This is a genomic window from Pigmentiphaga sp. H8, from assembly GCF_003854895.1.
Lineage (GTDB): Bacteria > Pseudomonadota > Gammaproteobacteria > Burkholderiales > Burkholderiaceae_B > Pigmentiphaga.
Genome location: NZ_CP033966.1, coordinates 1,936,832 through 1,957,876, shown reverse-complemented (window position 1 = coordinate 1,957,876; position 21,045 = coordinate 1,936,832). Strand labels below are relative to the sequence as shown.

Genomic DNA, 21,045 nt, shown 5'->3' with positions numbered 1-21,045 from the left:
GGGCCGCTCAGGCCGGATCGAGCTTGGCCATGGCGAGCGCCAGCGTCTTGGTGCCCACGCCGCCGAAATTGACCTGGACCTGGGCGTCCTGGCCGCTGCCCATGAGGCTGACGATGACGCCTTCGCCGAACTTCGGATGCGCCACGCTCTGGCCTACCTTGAAGATGCGGCCGTTGACCTCGACCCCGGCGTCCGACGTGCGGCGGCTCGAATAGCCCTCGGACGAACCCACGTAGGGGGCGTCCTTGGCCGGCCGCGAAAAGCTGCCGCGCTCGGAGCCCTCGCCCCAGGCGGCGCGCCCCCAGCCGCCGGCGGTATCCACCGCCTTGGCCCGGCCGTCGCGAGGCGTCAGCCACTTCAGCGATTCCTCGGGCACCTCGCTCAGGAACCGCGACCGCATGTTGTAGCGGGTCTGGCCATGCAGCATGCGCGTCTGCGAGAAGCTCAGGTACAGGCGCTCGCGGGCGCGCGTCACCGCCACGTACATCAGCCGCCGCTCCTCTTCCAGCCCGGATTGCTCCAGGACGCTGTTCTCGTGCGGGAACAACCCTTCCTCCAGCCCGGTGATGAAGACGGCCTCGAACTCCAGGCCCTTGGCCGCGTGCACCGTCATGAGCTGGACCGCGTCCTGCCCCTCGCTCGCCTGGTTGTCGCCCGCTTCCAGCGCCGCGTGCGACAGGAAGGCCGCCAGCGGAGACGGCAGCTCGACGCCGGACTCGGGCAGGGTCTGCGCCAGCGCGCCGGCATCGGCCAGCCCGTAGCCGTCCTCGGCGGCGAAGGCCGCCGCCGCGTTGACCAGTTCCCGCAGGTTCTCGATGCGTTCGGCGCCTTCCTTTTCCTGCAGATAGTGCTGGATCAGGCCGCTGGCATCGATCACGTGGTCCACGATCTCGTGCAGCGGCAGGTTCTGCGTCTCGAAACGCATGCGGTCGATCAGGCTCGCGAACTGCGCCAGGTTGTTGCCACCCCGGCCCGGCACCTGGCTCACCGCCGAATACAGGCTGCAATTGTGCAGGCGCGCGATGTCGGCCTGCTGCTCCAGCGTGCGGGCGCCTATGCCCCGCGCCGGGAAATTCACCACCCGCATCCAGGCCGTGTCGTCGTGCGGATTTTCCATCAGGCGCAGATAGGCCAGCGCGTGCTTGACCTCCTGGCGCTCGAAGAAGCGCAGGCCGCCGTAGACCTTGTAGGGAATGCCCGACGAGAACAGCGCATGCTCCAGCACCCGCGATTGGGCGTTGCTGCGGTACAGGATGGCGACCTCGCGGCGCAGCCTGCCCTCGCCCACCAGCGAGCGGATTTCCTCGATCACCCACTGGGCTTCCTGGGCATCGGACAGCGCCTCGTAGACGCGGATGGGTTCGCCGTGTCCCTGGTCGGTCCACAGGTTCTTGCCCAGGCGGCCGGAGTTGTTGCGGATCAGCGTGTTGGCCGCGTCCAGGATGTGGCCGTGCGACCGGTAGTTCTGCTCGAGCCGGATGACCCGCTCGTGGGCGTATTCGCGCTCGAACTCCGCCATGTTGCCCACGTTGGCGCCACGGAAGGCGTAGATGGACTGGTCGTCGTCGCCCACGGCGAACAGGGCCGCGCCGCCGCCCGCCAGCAGCTTGAGCCAGCGGTACTGGAGCCGGTTGGTATCCTGGAACTCGTCCACCAGGATGTGGCGGAAGCGGTGCTGGTAGTGCTCGCGGATGGGCGCGTTGTGGGTCAGCAGCTCGTAGCAGCGCAGCAGCAGCTCGGGGAAGTCGACCACGCCCTCGCGCTGGCACTGGGCGTCGTACATGCCGTAGAGCTCCACCATCTGCCGGTTGAAGCTGTCGTACGCCTCGACCTCGGTGTGGCGCAGGCCCTCTTCCTTGGCGGCGTTGATGAAGTGCTGCAACTGGCGCGGCGGATATTTCTCGTCGTCCACGCCCGCGCCCTTGAGCAGCCGCTTGATGGCCGACAACTGGTCGGCCGTGTCCAGGATCTGGAAGGTCTGGGGCAGCCCGGCATCCCGGTAGTGCGCGCGCAGCATCCGGTTGCACAGGCCGTGGAAGGTGCCTATCCACATGCCGCGGGTATTGATGGGCAGCAGCGCGCTGATACGGGTCAGCATCTCGCGCGCAGCCTTGTTGGTGAAAGTGACGGCCATCAGCCCGTGCGGGCTGACCTGGCCGGTCTGGATCAGCCAGGCCATGCGCGTGGTCAACACCCGTGTCTTGCCGCTGCCGGCGCCGGCCAGCACCAGGGCGTGGCGGGGTTCGATCGTGACGGCGGCGTGCTGGGGGGCGTTGAGGTTGTCGAGCAGGGACATGGCGCGGAAGGCTGGAATGAGAGAGTGCGGCAGGCAGTCTAGCATCGCTGGCCCAGGAGAGCCCCGCCTGCTCCTATAATGAGGGGTTTAGCCGGTCGGCCGCCCCGCGCGAGCCGGCCCAGGCCCGCGGCCATGGGCGTCATCGCCGCGCCAGAATACCTTAGAGACCAGCCCGGAACCCATGCAGGAACGCTACGCTCCCAACGACATCGAATCCGCTGCCCAGAAGCACTGGGAAGCGACCAACGCCTACCTGACGGTAGAACACGCGAAGAACGCCGACGGCTCGGAAAAGCCCAAGTTCTACGCCTGCTCGATGCTGCCCTACCCCAGCGGCAAGCTGCACATGGGCCACGTGCGCAACTACACGATCAACGACGCCATGTACCGGCAGTTGCGCATGAAGGGCTACAACGTCCTGATGCCCATGGGCTGGGACGCCTTCGGCATGCCGGCCGAGAACGCCGCCATCAAGTCCAAGGTGCCGCCGGCGAAATGGACCTACGACAACATCGCCTACATGAAGAAGCAGATGAAGGCGATGGGGCTGGGCATCGACTGGTCGCGCGAGATGGCCGCCTGCGATCCCGGGTACTACAAGTGGAACCAGTGGCTGTTCCTGAAGATGCTGGAAAAGGGCGTGGCCTACCGCAAGACCCAGGTGGTGAACTGGGACCCGGTGGACCAGACCGTGCTGGCCAACGAACAGGTCATCGACGGACGCGGCTGGCGCTCGGGCGCGCTGGTGGAAAAGCGCGAGATTCCCGGCTACTACCTGCGCATCACCGACTACGCCGAGGAACTGCTGGACGAGGTCAAGAACAACCTGACCGGCTGGCCCGAGCGCGTGCGCCTGATGCAGGAGCACTGGATAGGCAAGAGCGAGGGCACGCGTTTCGCCTTCACCCATGACATCCGCGACGCCGCCGGCCAGCTGATCCAGGACGGCCGCATGTACGTCTTCACGACGCGCGCCGACACCATCATGGGCGTCACCTTCTGCGCCGTCGCGCCCGAACACCCCCTGGCCCTGCATGCCGCCGCCAAGGACCCCGCCCTGGCCGCCTTCATCGAGGAATGCCGCAAGGGCGGCGTGACCGAGGCCGAGCTGGCCACGCGCGACAAGGAAGGCCTGCCGACCGGCCTGACCGTGGTGCATCCGCTCACGGGCGAAGCCGTGCCGGTCTGGGTCGGCAACTACGTGCTGATGAGCTACGGCGACGGCGCCGTCATGGGCGTTCCCGCCCACGACGAACGCGACTTCGCGTTCGCCAGGAAATACGGCCTGCCCATCAAGCAGGTCATCGAAGCCGAGGGCCAGGCCTTCTCCACCGACGCCTGGCAGGAATGGTACGGCGACAAGCAGGTGGCCCGTACGGTGAATTCCGGCAAGTACGACGGCCTGGGCCACCAGGCCGCCGTCGATGCCATCGCGGCCGACCTCGCGGCCAAGGGACTGGGCGAGAAGCGCACCACCTTCCGCCTGCGCGACTGGGGCGTTTCGCGCCAGCGCTACTGGGGCACGCCCATCCCCATCATCCACTGCGAGGCCTGCGGCCCCGTGCCGGTGCCCGAGAAAGACCTGCCGGTCGTGCTGCCCGAGGACCTGATCCCGGACGGTAGCGGCAACCCGCTGGCCAAGAGCGAATCGTTCCTGAAGTGCGTCTGCCCGCAGTGCGGCAAGCCCGCCCGGCGCGAGACCGACACCATGGACACCTTCGTGGACTCGTCCTGGTACTTCATGCGCTATACCTCGCCGGGCAACGACGCCGCGATGGTCGACGAGCGCAACGATTACTGGATGCCGATGGACCAGTACATCGGCGGCATCGAGCACGCCGTGCTGCACCTGTTGTACGCCCGCTTCTGGACCAAGGTGATGCGCGACATGGGCCTGGTCAAGTTCGGCGAACCCTTCGTCAAGCTGCTGACCCAGGGCATGGTGCTCAACCACATCTATTCGCGCAGGAACGAGAAAGGCGGCATCGAATACTTCTGGCCCGACGAGGTCGAGAACCTCTACGACGCCAAGGGCGCCATCGTCGGCGCCAAGCTCAAGGCCGACGGCTCGCCGGTGGACTACGGCGGCGTGGGCACGATGTCCAAGTCCAAGAACAACGGCGTCGACCCGCAATCGCTGATCGACACCCAGGGGGCCGACACGGCGCGGCTGTTCGTGATGTTCGCGAGCCCGCCCGAACAGACCCTGGAGTGGTCGGGTTCAGGCGTGGACGGCGCGCATCGCTTCCTGCGCCGCCTGTGGTCCTTCTGCCACGCGAACCGCGAACGCATCCAGGCGGCGCTGGGCCGTCCCGCGCCGGCCGACTGGTCGTCCGCCAGCCAGGCCGTCAAGCTGCTGCGCCGCGACGTCCATGCCATCCTGAAGCAGGCCGACTACGACTACCAGCGCATCCAGTACAACACCGTGGTCTCGGCCAGCATGAAGCTGCTGAACACGCTGGAGGATGCCAAGCTCGACGGCGAGACCGGCGACGCCGCGCTGGCCGAAGGCACGCGCATCCTGCTGTCGGTGCTCTACCCCATCGTGCCGCACCTGACCTGGCAGGCCTGGCTCGACCTGGGCTACGGCCAGGCCCATGGCGACCTGCTGGACGCGCCCTGGCCGCAGCTGGACGAAGCCGCGCTCGTGACCGACGAGGTCGAGCTGATGCTGCAGGTGAATGGCAAGCTGCGCGGTTCGCTGTCGGTGCCCAGCAGCGCCGACAAGGCCGCCATCGAAGCCCTGGCCGTCGCGCATGAAGCCGTGGGCCGGTTCCTGGAAGGACGTCCCCCCAAACGCGTTATCGTTGTCCCTGGCAAACTCGTCAACGTGGTGGGCTGAAGGCAGGCCCCCCGTACGCGCTGACGCGCGCCTGGCATGGTGAGCCCCCAGCCGCTACGCGGCAGCCCCCCAAGGGGGCCGGGGCCCGTCTTGGGGCGGCCCGGCGCCGGGTCCCAGGGGCGATGCGGGTGGACCGGCAGAGCCGGATCCACCGCATCCTGGGGAAACTCAACGGGCTTCGTTGGTGAAGTCTTGATTTGGAAACTGGCATGAAACCGTTGTCCTCTTCGTCCTCTGCTGATATGCGACGCCGTGTGCTGCTGCAAGCCGCGGCAAGCGGCGGGCTGGCACTTCTGGCGGGCTGCGGCTTCGCGCTGCGGGGCACGGCCGACCTGCCCTTCTCCACGCTCTACATCGGCGCTGCCGATACCTCCGAGCTTGGCGCGCAGTTGCGCCGCTACGTGCGCAACACGACCAATACGCGCATCGTCGAGGATCCCAAGACCGCGGAAGCGCAGTTGCAGATCCTGCAGGAAACGCGCGAGCGCAGCATCCTGTCGCTGGACGCCTCGGGCCGCGTGCGCGAATTCGAGTTGCGCTATCTGTTCGCCTTCCGCGTCCACGACGGCAAGGGCCAGGACTACATCCCGCCCACGACCATCGCACTCAAGCGCGACCTGACTTTCAGCGACGCGAACACCCTGGCCAAGGACTCCGAAGCCAACCTGCTGTATCGCGACATGCAGAACGAAACCGTGCAGCAGGTGCTGCGCCGCATGGCCGCGGTCGAGACCAAGCAACCCAGCTGATGATGAAGATGAGCCCCCCCCCTACGCGCTTCGCGCGCCCCCCAGGGGGCGATGCGAGTGGACCGGCGGAGCCGGATCCACCGCATCCTGGGTCACGGCGGCGCGATCTCGCCGTCGGCCTCGATGCTCATCGGTCCGCCGGAGGCACCCTATGAGGCAATTGCGTCCCGAACAGCTGGTTGCCCAGCTTCAGCGGGCGGGCGAGCAGTTGGAACCGCTGTATACGGTGACCGGCGACGAGCCCCTGCTCGTGATCGAGGCTTGCGACGCCTTGCGGGCGGCGGCCACGGCTGGCGGGTTCACGGAACGGGAAACGGTGGTGGCGGACGCCCGCAGCGACTGGAACGCGCTGCTGAGCGCGTCGCAGTCGATCTCGCTGTTCGGCGACCGCCGGCTGCTGGAATTGAAGATCCCCACCGGCAAGCCTGGCAAGACCGGCGGCGAGGTGATCGCGCGGCTGGCACGGCAGGCGCCGGACCAGCGGGGCGACTGCGTCACGGTGGTGATGCTGCCCAAGCTGGACAAGACCACCCGCGCGTCGGCCTGGTTCTCGGCGCTGGCCGAGCACGGCATCGTCGTGGACGTGCCCACCATCGAACGGCCGATGCTGCCCGGCTGGGTGGGCGAGCGGCTGGCACGGCAGAAGCAGCGCGCCGGCGCCGACGTCCTGCAATGGCTGGCCGACCGCGTCGAGGGCAACCTGCTGGCCGCCCACCAGGAGATCCTCAAGCTCGGCCTGCTGTACCCCGAAGGGGTGCTGACGCTGGAGCAGGTGCAGGACGCGGTCATGAACGTGGCGCGCTACGACGTCTTCAAGCTGCGCGACGCCATGCTGGCGGGCGACGGCAAGCGCATGGTGCGCCTGATCGAAGGCCTGCGCGCCGAGGGCGAGGCCCTGCCGCTGGTGCTGTGGGCGGTGGGCGAGGAAATCCGCCTGCTGGCCCGCTTGGCCCAGGCTGGCCAGCAGGGGCAAAGCGTGCCGGCGCTGATGCGCACGCTGCGCTTTTTCGGCACGCATGAACAATTGGCCAACCAGGCACTCAAACGGCTGCCCCCCCAGGCCTGGACCGCCGCCGTCCACCACGCCCACGAGGTGGACAAGATCATCAAAGGACTGCGTGTTCCGGGACGCCTCCCGGATCCGTGGCACGAAATCACGCGGCTGGCGCTCAGGCTCGCGGCCTGAGGCGCCCCGCCCCCTGCGATTCATACGGATGGATACCTCTACGCTCGACCAAACCATGCGCCGGATCGGCGCCAGCGCCCGTGCCGCCTCCCGCCTGGTCGCGCGCGCCGACGACCGCGCCAAGGCCGCCGCGCTGCGCGCGATGGCGGCCGGCCTGCGCGACCGCAAGGACTGGCTGCAGGCGGAAAACGCCAAGGATCTGGAAGCGGCCCGGGCCAATGGACTGGACGCGGCCCTGGTGGACCGCCTGACGCTGTCCGACAAGGCCCTGGGGCTGATGGCCGCCGGCCTGGAGCAGATCGCCGCCATGCCCGACCCCGTGGGCGAGCTGACCGAGACCCGCACGCGGCCGAACGGCATGCAGGTGGCCCGCATGCGGGTCCCGCTGGGCGTCATCGCCATCGTCTACGAATCGCGCCCCAACGTCACCATCGACGCGGCCGCGCTGTGCCTGAAATCAGGCAACGCCACCATCCTGCGCGGCGGTTCGGAAGCCATCCATTCCAACACCGCGCTGGGCCGCATCGTGCGCGCGGGCCTGGAAGCCGCCGGCCTGCCCGCCGATGCCGTGCAGGTGGTCGAGACGACCGACCGGGCGGCCGTGGGCAAGCTCGCCACCATGACCGAGTACGTGGACGTCATCGTTCCCCGGGGCGGCAAGGGGCTGATCCAGCGCCTGTCCGAGGAAGCGCGGGTGCCCGTCATCAAGCACCTGGACGGCATCTGCCACGTCTACGTCGACCGCGACGCCGACCTGGCGAAGGCCCACACCATCGCGTTCAACGCCAAGACCTACCGCTACGGCATCTGCGGCTCGATGGAAACCCTGCTGGTGCACGCCGACGTGGCGACGGCCTTCCTGCCGGCGATGGGACAGGCGTTTGCCGGACACGGCGTCGAGATGCGGGGCTGCGAGCGCACCCGGGCGCTGGTGCCGCAGGCCGTGCCGGCGACCGAGGAAGACTGGGACACCGAATACCTGGGCCCCATCCTGTCGATCAAGGTGGTGGACGACCTGGACCAGGCCATCGGCCACATCGAGGCCCACGGCTCCCAGCACACCGATTCCATCGTCACCGAGAACCTGTCCGCCGCCCGCCGCTTCCAGCGCGAGGTCGATTCGAGCTCGGTCTACGTCAACCTGCCGACCTGTTTCGCCGATGGCTACGAATACGGCCTGGGCGCCGAGATCGGCATCTCGACCAATAAGCTGCACGCCCGCGGGCCGGTCGGCCTGGAAGGATTGACCACGCTGAAATGGGTCCTGACCGGCGACGGCCAGACGCGAGGCTGATGCCTCGCCCGACTCCATGCGGCGGCCAGGGCCCGACGGCCCGCCCCGCCGCCCGATCCCGCCGCCCTGGCGGCATGCATGCATCGACAAGGAAACGCTTATGCTGTGGGTGAAAGCTTTTCACATCGTCTTCGTGGCCTCGTGGTTCGCCGGCCTGTTCTACCTGCCCCGCATCTTCGTCAACCTGGCGCAGGAAACCAACGCGGCCGCCGCCACGCGGCTGCTGGGCATGGCGCGCCGGCTGTTCCGCTTCACCACCATCCTGGCCGTGCCCGCCGTGCTGTTGGGCCTGTGGCTATATGTGGGCTATGGTATAGGCCGCGGCCCCGGCAACGGCTGGATGCACGCCAAGCTGGCCGTGGTCGTGCTGGTCATCGGCTATCACCATGCCTGTGGCAGCCTGCTGCGCAAATTCGAGGCCGGCCGCAACGCCCGGTCCCACGTGTTCTACCGCTGGTTCAACGAGGTTCCCGTGCTGCTGCTGCTGGCCGCCACCCTCCTCGTTGTCGTCAAACCCTTCTGATTGGCCCACGTCTTGTCCGATACTCCCGAGCGCAAGAAACCGACGCTTTCCCTTCCCACCGGCACCCGCCCGCGGCAATCCGGCGACCCGCAGGACGCCGAGCGGCGCAGCCGGTCGGGGCCGCGCGCCCATCGCGTGGCACGGGCGGCGCTGGAAAGCGGCAAGCAGCCCACCGCGGCGGATGAGCCAGGGCAGGCTCCCGACGCGCCGGTCCGTGCAAGCCACGAAAGGCGTCAAGACCATCGCTCGGGACAACCGCGCGCCTCCGCGCCACGCGACAACCGGGACCGGCCACGGCTGGAAGACGCCGCCTTGCCTCCCCGCAAGCCACGGCCGCGACGGGACGACGAGCCCGCGGCCCGCCCGCGCGAGCGGCACGCGGGCCGCCCCGCCCCCGCCCCGGCGGCCGAGCCCCGGGCGGAACGGCGTCCCCACGGCACGCAGGCCGAGGTCTTCGCCATGTTCGCTCCCTGCCCGCAAGGCCTGGAACACACGCTGGTCGACGAACTACATGCGCTGGGCTACGACGATGCCCACCCCGGCCGCGCCGGCGCCCATTTCACCGCCGACTGGAACGGCATGATGCGCGCCAACCTGGAATCGCGGCTGGCCACCCGCGTCCTGGTCCGGGTCGCGCACGGCACCGTGCGCGACGAGGACGAACTGCTGGAATTGGCCCGCGCCACCCCGTGGGAGCGCTGGTTCGGCGCCGAGCAGACCCTGCGCGTGGACACCTCGGCCGTCCGCAGCCCGATGAAAAGCCTGCAATTCTGCAACCTGCGGGTCAAGGACGGCATCTGCGACCGCCTGCGCGAGCTCGAGGGCGAACGCCCCAGTATCGATACCGTGCGGCCCGATGCGCGCGTGCATGCCTTCCTGGACGAAACCAGCGCCACGCTCTACCTGGACACCTCCGGCGAATCGCTGTTCAAGCGTGGCTGGCGGCTGGACAAGGGCGAGGCGCCGCTGCGCGAGAACCTGGCGGCGGGCCTCCTGGCCTTGTCCGGCTGGCCCGCCGACGTGCCGCTGATCGACCCCTTCTGCGGCAGCGGCACCATCCTGATCGAGGCGGCGCTCAAGGGCCTGCGCGTGCCGCCCGGCATCTCCCGCCCCTTCGCCTTCGAACGCCTGCGCGGCCACCAGGACCGCCGCTGGCGCGACCTGAAGGATGACGCGCGCGCCCGCATCCTGCCCGAGCTGCCCATGCAGTTGGCCGGCGCCGACATCGATCCGCGCGCGATCGAGGCGGCGCGCGAGAATGCCCACCGGGCGGGGCTGACCGAGGACGCGGTCTATTTCGAAGTGGCCGACGCGCGCGATACCTGCCCGCTGGACGAACGCGCGGGCTGGCTGGTCACCAATCCGCCCTACGGGGAACGCCTGGACCTGGAAGAAGATCGCCAACTCTGGACCGAATGGGCCAGCACGCTCAAGCGGGAATTCGGCGGCTGGCAGTTGCACGTCATCACCAGCGACCTGGAATTCCCGCGCAAGCTGCGCCTGGATCCGTTCCGGCGCACGCCGGTCTACAACGGCGCGCTGGCCTGCCGGTTGTTCGGTTTCCAGCTGGTCAAGGGCAGTTTCCGCCGCTGAAGCCTTCCCGCGGCGCCGAAAGGCGCCGTTTTTTTACCCTGTTTAGTTATGCATAAACATCCAAACTGAGGTTGAACAGCAACATTCCGCCGTGCATTCATGCTGCGATGCGACAAGGGCTTGCCTTATCCTGGGGTTTCCCCTAATATAGGGTTATCACCTAGGTACTAACACCTAGGCAACCACTGTAAAGGATACAGCCATGAAATACGTTCAAGACAGCAAGCTGACCGACACGCTCGAGCGCGAACTGATCCGTGGCGAGCTGGCCAACGAATTCGAACAACCCCGTCCGTTCGAAACCCTGCGCGCCGCGGCTAACCAGGTCCTGAACCTGATCGCCGACCTGAAGGCGAACGCCCGCCGCTACAACGTCCAGTACGTCAACGGCTGATCGCCGCTCATGCGGTGCCTCGGCAAGGGCGTCCCCGCTCACGGGAGACGCCCTTTGTTCATTGGGGCAAGGCATCGGCCATGAAGAAAACGACCGACCGGGGGTTGAATGACAAGGGGCGCCGAAGCGCCCCTTGTTTTTTCATTGCACGGTAGAGGTTGGCGCCGCCGCCTTGGCGGCCACCGTATTCTCTTCCCAACCGCCCCCCAGCGACTTGTACAAGCCCACCAGGTTGTTCAGGCGCTGCGTGCGCGCCTGCAACAGGCTCTGTTCGGCGGTGAACAGGGCGCGCTGCGCGTCCAGCAGCTGCAGGTAGCTGTCGACACCGTTGCGGTATCGCATGTCGGACAGCTCCAGGCTGCGGCGGGAAGCATCCACCAGCGTCTGCTGCGACTGGATCTGCCGGTCGTAGGTCCCCTTGGCGTCGAGCGCGTCCGCCACTTCCCGGAACGCCGTCTGGATCGTCTTCTCGTACTGGGCCACCGCGACGTTCTTGCGAACTTCGGCCAGGTCGAGATTGGCCCGGTTGCGGCCGCCGTCGAAGATGGGCAGGCTGATCTGGGGCGCGAAGCTCCAGGCCAGCGAACCGCTGTCGAACAGCCCGGACAACTGGCTGCTGGCGGTGCCGAACGCGCCGGTCAGCGAAATCCTCGGGAAGAACGCGGCGCGAGCGGCGCCGATGCTGGCATTGGCGCTGCGCAATTGCTGCTCGGCCGAACGGATGTCGGGCCGGCGCTCGATCAGGTCGGACGACAGGCCCACCGGAACGTCGGCCAGCAGAGCCTGCTGGCTCAACGGCCGCGGCGCCGGCAGGTCGGCGGGCAAGGGCTGGCCGATCAGCAACACCATGGCATTGGTCGCCTGGGCGCGGTTGCGCTCGGCGATGGCCTGCTCGGACAAGGCGCTCTGCACCAGCGACTCGGCCTGCTGGAGCTCCAGCTCGGACGCCGCACCGGCGTCGTAGCGCAGCTTGATCAGGCCGTACGAGTCCTGCCGGGTCTTCAAGGTACGCTGCGCCAGCGCCAGCAGTTCGTCGCTGGAACGCTCGTTCAGGTAGGCATTGGCCAACTGGGCCACCAGGCTGATCTGCGTGCTGCGCCGGGTTTCCTCGCTGGCCAGGTACTGCGCCAGCGCCGCCTGGCTCAGGCTGCGGACACGGCCGAACAGGTCCAGTTCGAACGCGGTCACCCCCAGGTTGACCTGGTACTGGCTGCCTATGGTCGAGCGGCCGGAGTAGGACAGGTCGCCGGGCGTACGCTGGCGCGAACCGTTCGCGTTGGCATTGACGCCGGGGAACTGGTCGGCGCGCGTCACGCCGTACTGGGCCCGGGCCGCCTCGATGTTCAGTACCGCCACGCGCAGGTCGCGGTTGTTTTCCAGCGACAGCGCGATCAGCCGTTGCAGGCGTTCGTCGCCAAAGAACTGGCGCCAGCCGATGTCGGCCGTGGCCGGCTGCGCGCCGGCCGGCGCGGCGCCGTGGGCGGAGAAGTCCGCCTCCACCGGCGCAGCCGGGCGCTCATAGGTCGGGATCAGCGAGCATCCCCCCAGCAGGGCGGCGACGGCCACCGCCACGAGTGAGTGTGCGGGTCGTTTCATATCAGTTTCCTTCATGCTTGACCGTTCCCGCCGCGCCGGCATCGCCCTTGTTCGGCTCGTCGTCATGGTGTCCCATGATATGCAGCGATTCGGGCTTGGTCTTGAACAGCCTCAGCACCACCACGAAGAACACGGGCACCAGGAACACGGCCAGCAACGTGGCGGAGATCATGCCGCCCATCACGCCGGTACCGATGGCGCGCTGCGCGCCCGAGCTGGCGCCGGTGGCGATGGCCAGCGGCAGCACGCCCAGGATGAACGCCAGCGACGTCATGATGATGGGACGGAAACGCAGGCGCGCCGCCTCGATCGTGGCCTCGGCCAGGCCCTTGCCTTCGGCATAGAGGTCCTTGGCGAACTCCACGATCAGGATCGCGTTCTTGGCCGACAGGCCGATGATGGTGATCAGGCCCACCTTGAAGAACACGTCGTTGGGCATGCCCACCATCGTCACCGCCAGCACCGCGCCCAGGATCCCCAGCGGCACCACCAGAATCACCGAGAACGGGATGGACCAGCTTTCATACAGCGCGGCCAGCACCAGGAACACCACCAGCAGCGACAGCGTCAGCAGGATGGGCACCTGGGCACCCGACACGCGTTCCTGCAGCGACTGGCCCGTCCACTCGTAGCCGATGCCCGGGGGCAGTTCGCGCACCAGGCGCTCCATCTCGCTCATGGCCTCGCCGGTACTGAAGCCCGGCTTGGCGTCGCCCGAGATCTTGTACGCGGGATAGCCGTTGTAGCGGATCACCTGCACCGGCCCCTTGGCCCACTCGGACGAGGCGAAGGCCGAGAACGGCACCAGCCCCCCGTTCGAGTTGGCGGCATACAGGCGCAGCAGGTCGTCAGGCGACATGCGGTCTCTGGCCTCGGCCTGCACGACCACGCGCTGGACACGGCCGGCGTTGATGAAGTCGTTCACCACGGCCGAGCCCACCGACGTGGACAGCGACGAACGGATGGAATCAAACGACACGCCCAGGGCGTTGGCCTTTTCGCGATCGATCAGCAGGCGCAGTTCGGGCGCGTCTTCCAGACCTTCGACACGGGCGTACGCGATCACGGAGCTCTTGGCGACGGCGCCCAGCAACTGGTCGCGGGCGTCGCGCAGCGCGTTGTGGCCCAGTCCGCCCCGGTCCTGCAGGCGGAACGTGAAGCCGGTCGCGTTGCCCAGTTCGGGAATGGCCGGCGGCACGATCGAGAACACCATGGCGTCCTTGATGCGCGCGAAGAAGCTGCCGTTGGCGCGCGCGGCCTCGGCTTGCGCCGATTCGTCCGCGCCGCGCTCGGACCAGTCCTTGAGCGTGGCGAACGACAGCGCCGCGTTCTGGCCCATGCCCGAGAAGCTGAAGCCCAGGATCGTGATGATGGACTTCACCGAAGGCCGCGCGGCATAGTGCGCTTCCATCACGTCGACTGCTTCGCTGGTGCGGTTGACCGAGGCGCCCGGGGGCGTCTGGATGTCGGTGATCACGTAGCCCTGGTCTTCCGCCGGCAGGAACGACGAGGGCAGGCGCAGGAAGGTATAGGCCATCACCGCCAGGATCGCCGCGTAGATGACCATGTAGCGTCCGGTCTTGGCCAGCAGGCGTCCCACCCAGTTCTGGTAGCGGTCGGCGGTGCGGTTGAAGCTGCGGTTGAACCAGCCGAAGAAGCCTTTCTTCTCGTCATGCGCGCCCTTGGGGATGGGCTTGAGCAGCGTGGCGCACAGCGCCGGCGTCAAGGACAGCGCCAGGAAACCCGAGAACAGGATGGACGTGGCCATGGCCAGCGAGAACTGCCGGTAGATCACCCCCACCGACCCGCTCATGAAGGCGAGCGGCAGGAACACGGCCGTCAGCACCAGCGTGATGCCGATGATGGCGCCGCTGATCTGGCCCATGGCCTTGCGGGTGGCCTCCTTCGGCGGCAGCCCTTCCTCGACCATGATGCGCTCGACGTTCTCCACCACCACGATGGCATCGTCCACCAGGATACCGATCACCAGCACCATGCCGAACATGGTCAGCACGTTGATCGAGAACCCGGCGATCAGCATGCACGCGAACGAACCCATCAGGCAGATCGGCACCACGATGGACGGAATCAGCGTGTAGCGGAAGTTCTGCAGGAACAGGAACATCACCAGGAACACCAGCACCATGGCCTCGACCAGGGTGTGGAGCACCTTCTCGATCGACGCCTTCACGAAGGGCGAGGTGTCGTACGGGATGTCGTACTTGTAGTCGGCGGGGAAATAGGCCGACAGCTCGGCCATCTTCGTCTTGACGCCCTCGGCCGCCGACAGCGCATTGGCGCCCGGCGCCAGCTGCACCGCCACGGCGGCGGTCGGCTTGCCGTTCAGGCGCGACGAGAACGCGTAGGACTCGGCGCCGACCTCGATGCGCGCGACGTCGCGCAGGCGCACCGACGAGCCGTCCGGATTCGCGCGCAGCACAATGTTGCCGAACTCCTCGGGCGTGGCCAGCTGGCCGCGCACCGAGATGGTGGCGGTGATCTGCTGGTCGGGCAGGTTGGGCTGGTCGCCGATGGCGCCCGCCGGCAACTGCACGTTCTGGCCCGCGATGGCGGCATTGACGTCGGCCGCGGACAGCTTGAAGCCCACCAGCTTGGCCGGGTCGATCCAGATGCGCATACCCCGCTGCGAGGCGAACAACTGCGCCCGGCCCACGCCGGGGATACGGCGGATTTCGCTCAGCACGTTCCGGGTCAGGTAATCGCCCAGGCCTACGGCGTCGGTATTGCCGCTTTCGGAGGACAGGGTCAGCACCAGCAGGAAGTTGGTGCTGGCCTTCTCCACCCTCAGCCCTTGCTGCAGCACGGACTGCGGCAGGCGGGACTCGACCCGCTTGATGCGGTTCTGCACGTCCACCGCGGCCAGGTCGGGATCGACGCCCGGCGCGAAGGTGATGTCGATTTCGGCGCGGCCAAAGTTGCTCTGCGACTCGAAATACAGCATGCCCTGGGCGCCGTTGAGTTCGTCCTCGATCAGGCTGGTGATCGACTGCGCCACCGTTTCGGCGGACGCGCCGGGATAGGTGGCCGATACCGAGATGACCGGAGGCGCCACCGCCGGGTACTGCGACACCGGCAGGTTGGGAATGGCCAGGACGCCTGCCAGGATGATGAACAGCGCGACCACCCAGGCAAAAATCGGCCTGCTAATGAAAAATTGCGACATGTCTGGTGACTCTCTTAGAGATGCTTCGGGCGGCCCGACAGGACCCGGCTCGATCTTGACGAAGCCGGGTTCGCCCTGCCTGCGTCTCGACCGGACCGGTCTTCACCGGCCCGCGTACCCGGGGCGGATGGCGCGCCGGGCACGGTACCAATCACGACTTGCTACCCTGCTGGCCAGCCGGCTGCGCCGGCGCGGACTCGGCCGCGGGTTTCCAGGGGACGGGCTTGACTTGCGCGCCCGGACGCACCTTCTGGAAGCCTTCGACGATGACCACGTCGTTGGGCTTCAAGCCCTGGGTGATGATCCAGCGATCGCCCACCGCGGCACCGGTCTTGACCTGGCGCGGCTCGATCTTGTTCTCGGCGCCGACCACGTACACCGACGCATCGCCGTTGGCGCCGCGCTGCACGGCCTGCTGCGGCACGGTCAGCGCCGCCTCGTCGATGCCCTGCTCGACCCGCACCCGCACGTACATCCCGGGCAGCAGGACGTTGTTCGGGTTCGGGAACTCGGCGCGCAGCGTGACCTGGCCGGTGCTCTGGTCGACCGTGACGTCCGAGAACAGCAGCTTGCCGGTCAGGGGATAGCGCGAGCCATCGTCCAGCACCAGCGACACGCGTGCTTCGTTCGGCGCGACCTGCTTGATCTTGCCGCTGTCGAAGGCCGCGCGCAGCTGGCTCAGCTGCGCCACGGACTGCGTGAAGTTGGCGTAGACCGGATCCAGGCGCTGGATGACCGCCAGCGGCGTGACTTCGCCCTGGCCGACCAGCGCGCCTTCCGTGACCAGCGCACGGCCGATGCGGCCGGAGATCGGGGCCGTGACGGTGGCGTAGTCCAGGCTGAGCTTGGCGCGGTCCAGCGCGGCCTTGGTGGCCGACACGGCCGCCTGCGCCTGCTTGTACGAAGCGACGGCGTTGTCGTACTCCTGCTTGCTGACCGCGTTCGCCTTCACCAGCGGCTCATAGCGTTCGGCCAGCATGCGGGCCTGGTACAGGTTGGCCTGGTCGCGCTCGAGGTTGGCCTTGGCGCTGTTGTAGTCGGCCTGGAAAGGCGCCGGATCGATCTTGAACAGCAGTTGGCCCGCCTTGACGTCGCTGCCTTCGCGGAACACGCGCTGGAGCACGATGCCCGCCACGCGCGCCCGGACCTCGGCGATGCGGGTCGCTTCCAGGCGTCCCGGCAATTCGTTGACGATGACTTCCTTGGTGGGCGTGATGGTGACGGTGCCGATCTCCATCGGAGGAGGCGCTCCCGCGCCCTGCTGCGCGCCACCGTTTCCTTTGCCGCAAGCCGACAGCGCGAGCAGGGTCGCCAGCGATACCGCGCCTAGTAGATAAGGTGAGCGTCTTTTGCGTTGCATAGCATTCCTCTAGGCATAGACGTCGCGGCACGGATAAAGCCGAAACGTAGTCGAAATCCCGGGATGACGAAAGCCTTGCGCGTCCGGCGGCCTGGCGCGCGCCGGGTGCGGACGAGAAGACATTGCGGACATCATGAAGCGGGCAATTATACAAACATTCATGGATGTTTGTATAAAAAGAACGAATTTTTTTGTTTCGTCAGTTGAGCGCCAGAATATGTCAAGTGGGCATTAACCCCTGAGCTGACTAGGGCTTTTACCGACTTGCATCGTGCCCGGCCCGGTATGCGCTCCCGAGAGGAAATGCTCCCACACTTTTGCGGCCAACTGCTGTGCCTTTTGCGATTTTGCTCCACCGTCGTTGCGGCATAAACAACACCCCGCCGCTCTCTGCGACCCTTCCGGCGCACGGCCGCGCCGAACCGGATCGGTTTATAGTCTGGGCGGTGCGTCCGCGCACCGCATCGAACGACAGAGGAAGCCCCATGCGTCTGGATAATGGCCGAGAAAGCAGCAACATCGAAGACCGGCGCGGCGGCGGCCCCCGCCTGGCGGGCCGCGGTTCACTGGGCATAGGCGCAATCGTGCTGGCGCTGGTCGCCATGTACTTCGGCGTCGACCCCTCGGTGGTGCTGGACCTGGCGTCCGGCCCCGGCCAGTCGGTCCAGGAAACGTCGGGCCCCCCGCCGGCCGACGACAAGCAGGCCCAGTTCGTCTCGAAGGTGCTGGCCGACACCGAGGACACCTGGGGCCAGATCTTCACGGCATCCGGCAGCCGCTACACCGAACCCAGGCTGGTCCTGTACTCGGGCGCCACGAACACCGCGTGCGGCACCGGCCAGGCGGCCATGGGTCCGTTCTATTGTCCCGGCGACGCCCGCGTCTACCTCGACATGAGCTTCTTCGAGGAAATGCAGCGCCGCCTGAACGCGCCCGGCGACTTCGCCCGCGCCTACGTGATCGCCCACGAGATCGGCCATCATGTCCAGAACCTGACGGGCACGGCCGACAAGGTCAACCGGCAGCAGCGCCGTTCCAGCCAGGTCGAGGCCAACCAGTTGTCGGTACGGATGGAACTCCAGGCCGACTGCTACGCCGGGGTATGGGCCTATCACGCCAATCGCGCCCGGCAGATCCTGGAGCCGGGCGACGTCGAGGCGGCCCTGAACGCCGCCTCGGCCATCGGCGACGACCGCCTGCAGAAGGAAGCCCAGGGCTATGTGGTGCCGGATGCCTTCACGCATGGCACCTCGGCCCAGCGCGTGCGCTGGTTCAAGCGCGGACTGGAAACCGGCAACCCCGGCAATTGCGATACGTTCTCCGCCGCATCGCTCTGATCGCCCTACGAACGCCATGCTGAAACGCGCGAGCCCCGTCCAGGCGGGGCTCGCGCGTTTCCGGGGCCTGGACGGATCAGCGATAGATGTAGTCCCGGCGGAACGGATAGGCCTGGCCCGGGGGCTCGTCAAGCTGGCTTTCATCGAACACGCCCTGGCGCTGGCACAGCACCTGGTTCAGCGAAATCCATCCCTGCTCGAACGCCATGGCACAGCCGGCCAGATATAGCCGGTAGGCCCGGATGGACTTGGCGCCCCGCTCGCCCGCCAATATCCGGTAAGCCTCGTCCAGCCTGGCCTCCAGCCCGTCGCTCCAGGCCCACAGCGTGCGCGCGTAATGAGGCCGCAGGTTCTCGACGTCGACGGCTTCCAGCCCGCCGTCGCTGAGCGTCTCCAATACCTTGCTGACGTGCACCAATTCCCCGCCGGGGAATATGTATTTCTCGATGAAATCGCCCATGCCGCTGCCGAGCTGGGCGTTATAGGTGCCGCCGGACGTGATGCCGTGGTTCATCACCAGGCCGCCCGGACGCAGGAGCCGGCGCACTTTCGAGAAATAGGCGGTCAATTGGGCACGCCCGACGTGCTCGAACATCCCGACCGATGCGATTTTGTCGAACGGCCGGGTTTCTTCCAGCTCGCGGTAATCCAGCAATACCATCCGGACGCGGTTCTGAAGCCCCTTTTCCTCGATCAGGCGGTTGACGTGCGCATGCTGGTTCTTGGACAGGGTAATGCCCGTGGCGTCGACGCCGTAGTTTTCGGCCGCCCACAGCAGCAGGCCACCCCAGCCCGCGCCGATGTCCAGGAAGCGCTCCCCCTCGTGCAGCCGCAGCTTGCGGCAGATATGGTCGAGCTTGGCTTCCTGCGCCTGCGCCAGCGTCATGCTGGAATCGCGGTAATAGGCACATGAATAGACGCGGCGCGGATCCTGCCACAGACCGTAGAAATCGTCGGACAGGTCGTAGTGAAACTGGATCTGCCGCGCGTCGCGGTCCATCGTATGGCGCATGACCGACGTCGCCCTGCGCCCGAGTTCCGAGAGCCAGCCGGGCTGGGCATTGTCGACCGGCGATTCGGTCAGTATGGCGGCGGCCGCCGCCATCAGGTCGCGCATGCTGCCGCTTATGTCGACCCGCCCCTCGACGTAGTCCTCGCCCAGCTGGCCGATGCGGCCCCGGACCAGATGAGACACGGAACGGAGTGTCTTGAACGTGAACCCGACTTTCGGATCGTCGGCCCCCAGCCGGGTACCGTCGGGCAGTGTGAGTTGAACGGGAACGGGTAATGCGGAGAGTTGACGTTCTGCCTGGGAAAAAAGAGCATTCATGTAGGGTTTTCCGTATTCCACAACCTGTCGGTCGCGACAGACGCGTTTTTATCGGCGCTCAACCCACATCAGGCAAAGATCCCCCTAGGTCGGCGCTCTTCGGTAGACCAGCTTCGTAACCACTTTGCTTTTTTATCCTAGCACCAAAATCGCGGACTTTCATGGCCCGCGGAACGTTCAAAAACCCTATTCATAATGAGGGATGCAGCATTTCCGGCGTCAACGTCGCGTCGCGCCCGCCATTACCCATCCAGGCCTGGCCCTCCTGCACGTTGCACTGAAGCTGCATGTTCCGTTCCGCCAGCCGCGCCAGCGCCGCGGTATCCTCGGGGGCCAGGCGGAAAACCTGCAGATTATCCAGCCGCGCCAGCTTGTCCTGGTTCTGGCGCCACCACGCATCGGCGGTGCGCCCATAGGCGTAGAGCACCACCCGCGCGGCCCGCGCGCAGGCCTTGCGCAGCCATTTCTCGTCCGGCAGGCCCACTTCTATCCAGACGTCCACCGCGCCGGTCAGGTCCTTGCGCCACAAATCCGGCTCGTCGTCGGTCGACAGGCCCCGGCCGAACGCCAGGTCCTCGTCGGCATTCAGCGCGAAAGCCAGGACCCGCACCATCATTCTTTCATCGGTCTCCGAAGGATGGCGGGCAATGACCAGCGGATGCTCCGCGTAGTAACCCCGATCCATGTCCGCCACCTGCAGCACCGCCTTGTAAACCACCGAACGTAGAGCCATGTCTTTCACCGACCGCCGCGCGGCGGCCTTTCCTCTTGAAAACCGGAATCAGGCCGGCGCACTGCGCTGGGCGTTCCGGGGAATTACCTAAGGAAGTTTCCGAATGAACTTCGAGCGCCCGTTCCACTCTATTCATTTGAAAATGTATCCGTTTTCAATAACAGCTTCACAGTTAGGAAAATTCGATTCTAAAATGCGCTGGTTATCCTCGCGCGCCAAATCGAGCATTTCCCTGCCCATCGCCTGAAAATCACCTGGACAAAAATGGCTAAAGATACCTACCAAACCCTGCAGGCCCAAATCCGCAAGCTTCAGGAAAAAGCGGAAAGCGTTCGCCAGAAGCAACGCCAGCCTGTCATCGCCTCCATTCTTCGCTCGATGCAGGAATTCTCGATCACGCTGGACGAGTTGAAAGCCGCCCAGGCCAAGGGCGTTGCTCCCCGCAAGCGGGTGGGTGGCGCCGCCAAGACCAGCGCGGCAAAACCCGCCAAGCAGGTCGCCCCCAAGTACCGCCATCCCGAAACCGGCGAAACCTGGACCGGCCGCGGCAAACCCCCGCGCTGGCTGGTGGCGGCGGAAGCCGTCGGCGCGACACGCGACCAGTTCCTCATCGCCCAGTAACACGCCG

General features: G+C 66.9%; 15 protein-coding genes. 9 read left to right on the top strand and 6 right to left on the bottom strand.

The window, feature by feature from the left end:
- Nucleotides 1-7: 7 nt before the first annotated feature.
- Entirely contained in the window at nt 8-2,296 is a 2,289-nt protein-coding gene (locus tag EGT29_RS09250) for a UvrD-helicase domain-containing protein (protein WP_124688748.1), read from the bottom strand.
- A 181-nt stretch (nt 2,297-2,477) separates the two neighbouring features.
- On the opposite strand from EGT29_RS09250, the gene leuS reads away from it, so the two are divergent.
- The 7 genes from leuS (at nt 2,478) to EGT29_RS09215 (ending at nt 10,877) form a co-directional block, all read left to right on the top strand.
- Nucleotides 2,478-5,138 carry a leucine--tRNA ligase gene (leuS, locus tag EGT29_RS09245; RefSeq protein ID WP_124688747.1) on the top strand — a complete coding sequence of 887 codons (2,661 nt, stop codon included), beginning with the start codon at nt 2,478-2,480 and terminating at the stop codon, nt 5,136-5,138.
- Nucleotides 5,139-5,347: 209 nt separating this feature from the next.
- Nucleotides 5,348-5,887, top strand: coding sequence for an LPS assembly lipoprotein LptE (lptE, locus tag EGT29_RS09240; RefSeq protein WP_238160338.1), 540 nt, complete (start codon nt 5,348-5,350; stop codon nt 5,885-5,887).
- 151 nt (nt 5,888-6,038) lie between these two features.
- Entirely contained in the window at nt 6,039-7,073 is a 1,035-nt protein-coding gene (holA, locus tag EGT29_RS09235) for a DNA polymerase III subunit delta (protein ID WP_124688746.1), read from the top strand.
- A gap of 28 nt (nt 7,074-7,101) precedes the next feature.
- Complete coding sequence (locus tag EGT29_RS09230) at nt 7,102-8,367, top strand: glutamate-5-semialdehyde dehydrogenase (RefSeq protein ID WP_124688745.1); 1,266 nt, start codon at nt 7,102-7,104, stop codon at nt 8,365-8,367.
- Nucleotides 8,368-8,467: 100 nt separating this feature from the next.
- On the top strand, nt 8,468-8,890 hold the full coding sequence (locus EGT29_RS09225) for a CopD family protein (protein WP_124688744.1): 423 nt from the start codon (nt 8,468-8,470) through the stop codon (nt 8,888-8,890).
- Nucleotides 8,891-8,902: 12 nt separating this feature from the next.
- Entirely contained in the window at nt 8,903-10,483 is a 1,581-nt protein-coding gene (locus EGT29_RS09220; RefSeq protein WP_238160337.1) for a class I SAM-dependent RNA methyltransferase, read from the top strand.
- A 202-nt stretch (nt 10,484-10,685) separates the two neighbouring features.
- Nucleotides 10,686-10,877 (top strand): hypothetical protein, encoded by a 192-nt coding sequence (locus EGT29_RS09215; RefSeq protein WP_124688743.1) that lies wholly within the window; start codon nt 10,686-10,688, stop codon nt 10,875-10,877.
- Between the two features lie 141 nt (nt 10,878-11,018).
- Here the strand turns inward: EGT29_RS09215 and adeC are convergent, their stop codons facing one another.
- The 3 genes from adeC to EGT29_RS09200 all read right to left on the bottom strand — a co-directional run bounded on the left by adeC (nt 11,019) and on the right by EGT29_RS09200 (nt 17,017).
- Nucleotides 11,019-12,473 (bottom strand): AdeC/AdeK/OprM family multidrug efflux complex outer membrane factor, encoded by a 1,455-nt coding sequence (gene adeC, locus EGT29_RS09210; RefSeq protein WP_124688742.1) that lies wholly within the window; start codon nt 12,471-12,473, stop codon nt 11,019-11,021.
- Nucleotide 12,474: 1 nt separating this feature from the next.
- Nucleotides 12,475-15,657 (bottom strand): efflux RND transporter permease subunit, encoded by a 3,183-nt coding sequence (locus EGT29_RS09205; RefSeq protein WP_124688741.1) that lies wholly within the window; start codon nt 15,655-15,657, stop codon nt 12,475-12,477.
- 151 nt (nt 15,658-15,808) lie between these two features.
- The gene (locus EGT29_RS09200) at nt 15,809-17,017 is read right to left on the bottom strand and encodes an efflux RND transporter periplasmic adaptor subunit (RefSeq protein ID WP_124688740.1); all 1,209 of its coding nucleotides are present in this window, start codon (nt 17,015-17,017) and stop codon (nt 15,809-15,811) included.
- Nucleotides 17,018-17,502: 485 nt separating this feature from the next.
- Between EGT29_RS09200 and EGT29_RS09195 the strand changes: the two genes are divergently transcribed.
- A complete protein-coding gene (locus tag EGT29_RS09195) occupies nt 17,503-18,354 on the top strand; it encodes a neutral zinc metallopeptidase (RefSeq protein ID WP_124688739.1) in 852 nt (283 codons plus the stop codon).
- A 76-nt stretch (nt 18,355-18,430) separates the two neighbouring features.
- Here the strand turns inward: EGT29_RS09195 and EGT29_RS09190 are convergent, their stop codons facing one another.
- A complete protein-coding gene (locus EGT29_RS09190) occupies nt 18,431-19,684 on the bottom strand; it encodes a class I SAM-dependent methyltransferase (protein WP_124688738.1) in 1,254 nt (417 codons plus the stop codon).
- Between the two features lie 190 nt (nt 19,685-19,874).
- Complete coding sequence (locus EGT29_RS09185) at nt 19,875-20,417, bottom strand: YaeQ family protein (RefSeq protein ID WP_124688737.1); 543 nt, start codon at nt 20,415-20,417, stop codon at nt 19,875-19,877.
- Between the two features lie 264 nt (nt 20,418-20,681).
- Between EGT29_RS09185 and EGT29_RS09180 the strand changes: the two genes are divergently transcribed.
- Nucleotides 20,682-21,038: an H-NS family nucleoid-associated regulatory protein gene (locus EGT29_RS09180; RefSeq protein WP_124688736.1), complete on the top strand. Its 357-nt coding sequence runs from the start codon at nt 20,682-20,684 to the stop codon at nt 21,036-21,038.
- The last annotated feature ends 7 nt before the right edge of the window (nt 21,039-21,045 follow it).

What these genes read in the sequence shown, in the direction of transcription:
- EGT29_RS09230 (WP_124688745.1), top strand. Translation starts at nt 7,102, where the DNA reads ATGGATACCTCTACGCTCGACCAAACCATGCGCCGGATCGGCGCCAGC.
- EGT29_RS09225 (WP_124688744.1), top strand. Translation starts at nt 8,468, where the DNA reads ATGCTGTGGGTGAAAGCTTTTCACATCGTCTTCGTGGCCTCGTGGTTC.
- EGT29_RS09180 (WP_124688736.1), top strand. Translation starts at nt 20,682, where the DNA reads ATGGCTAAAGATACCTACCAAACCCTGCAGGCCCAAATCCGCAAGCTT.
- lptE (WP_238160338.1), top strand. Translation starts at nt 5,348, where the DNA reads ATGAAACCGTTGTCCTCTTCGTCCTCTGCTGATATGCGACGCCGTGTG.
- adeC (WP_124688742.1), bottom strand. Translation starts at nt 12,473, where the DNA reads ATGAAACGACCCGCACACTCACTCGTGGCGGTGGCCGTCGCCGCCCTG.
- EGT29_RS09195 (WP_124688739.1), top strand. Translation starts at nt 17,503, where the DNA reads ATGCGTCTGGATAATGGCCGAGAAAGCAGCAACATCGAAGACCGGCGC.
- leuS (WP_124688747.1), top strand. Translation starts at nt 2,478, where the DNA reads ATGCAGGAACGCTACGCTCCCAACGACATCGAATCCGCTGCCCAGAAG.
- EGT29_RS09215 (WP_124688743.1), top strand. Translation starts at nt 10,686, where the DNA reads ATGAAATACGTTCAAGACAGCAAGCTGACCGACACGCTCGAGCGCGAA.
- EGT29_RS09185 (WP_124688737.1), bottom strand. Translation starts at nt 20,417, where the DNA reads ATGGCTCTACGTTCGGTGGTTTACAAGGCGGTGCTGCAGGTGGCGGAC.
- EGT29_RS09190 (WP_124688738.1), bottom strand. Translation starts at nt 19,684, where the DNA reads ATGAATGCTCTTTTTTCCCAGGCAGAACGTCAACTCTCCGCATTACCC.
- EGT29_RS09205 (WP_124688741.1), bottom strand. Translation starts at nt 15,657, where the DNA reads ATGTCGCAATTTTTCATTAGCAGGCCGATTTTTGCCTGGGTGGTCGCG.
- EGT29_RS09250 (WP_124688748.1), bottom strand. Translation starts at nt 2,296, where the DNA reads ATGTCCCTGCTCGACAACCTCAACGCCCCCCAGCACGCCGCCGTCACG.
- holA (WP_124688746.1), top strand. Translation starts at nt 6,039, where the DNA reads ATGAGGCAATTGCGTCCCGAACAGCTGGTTGCCCAGCTTCAGCGGGCG.
- EGT29_RS09200 (WP_124688740.1), bottom strand. Translation starts at nt 17,017, where the DNA reads ATGCAACGCAAAAGACGCTCACCTTATCTACTAGGCGCGGTATCGCTG.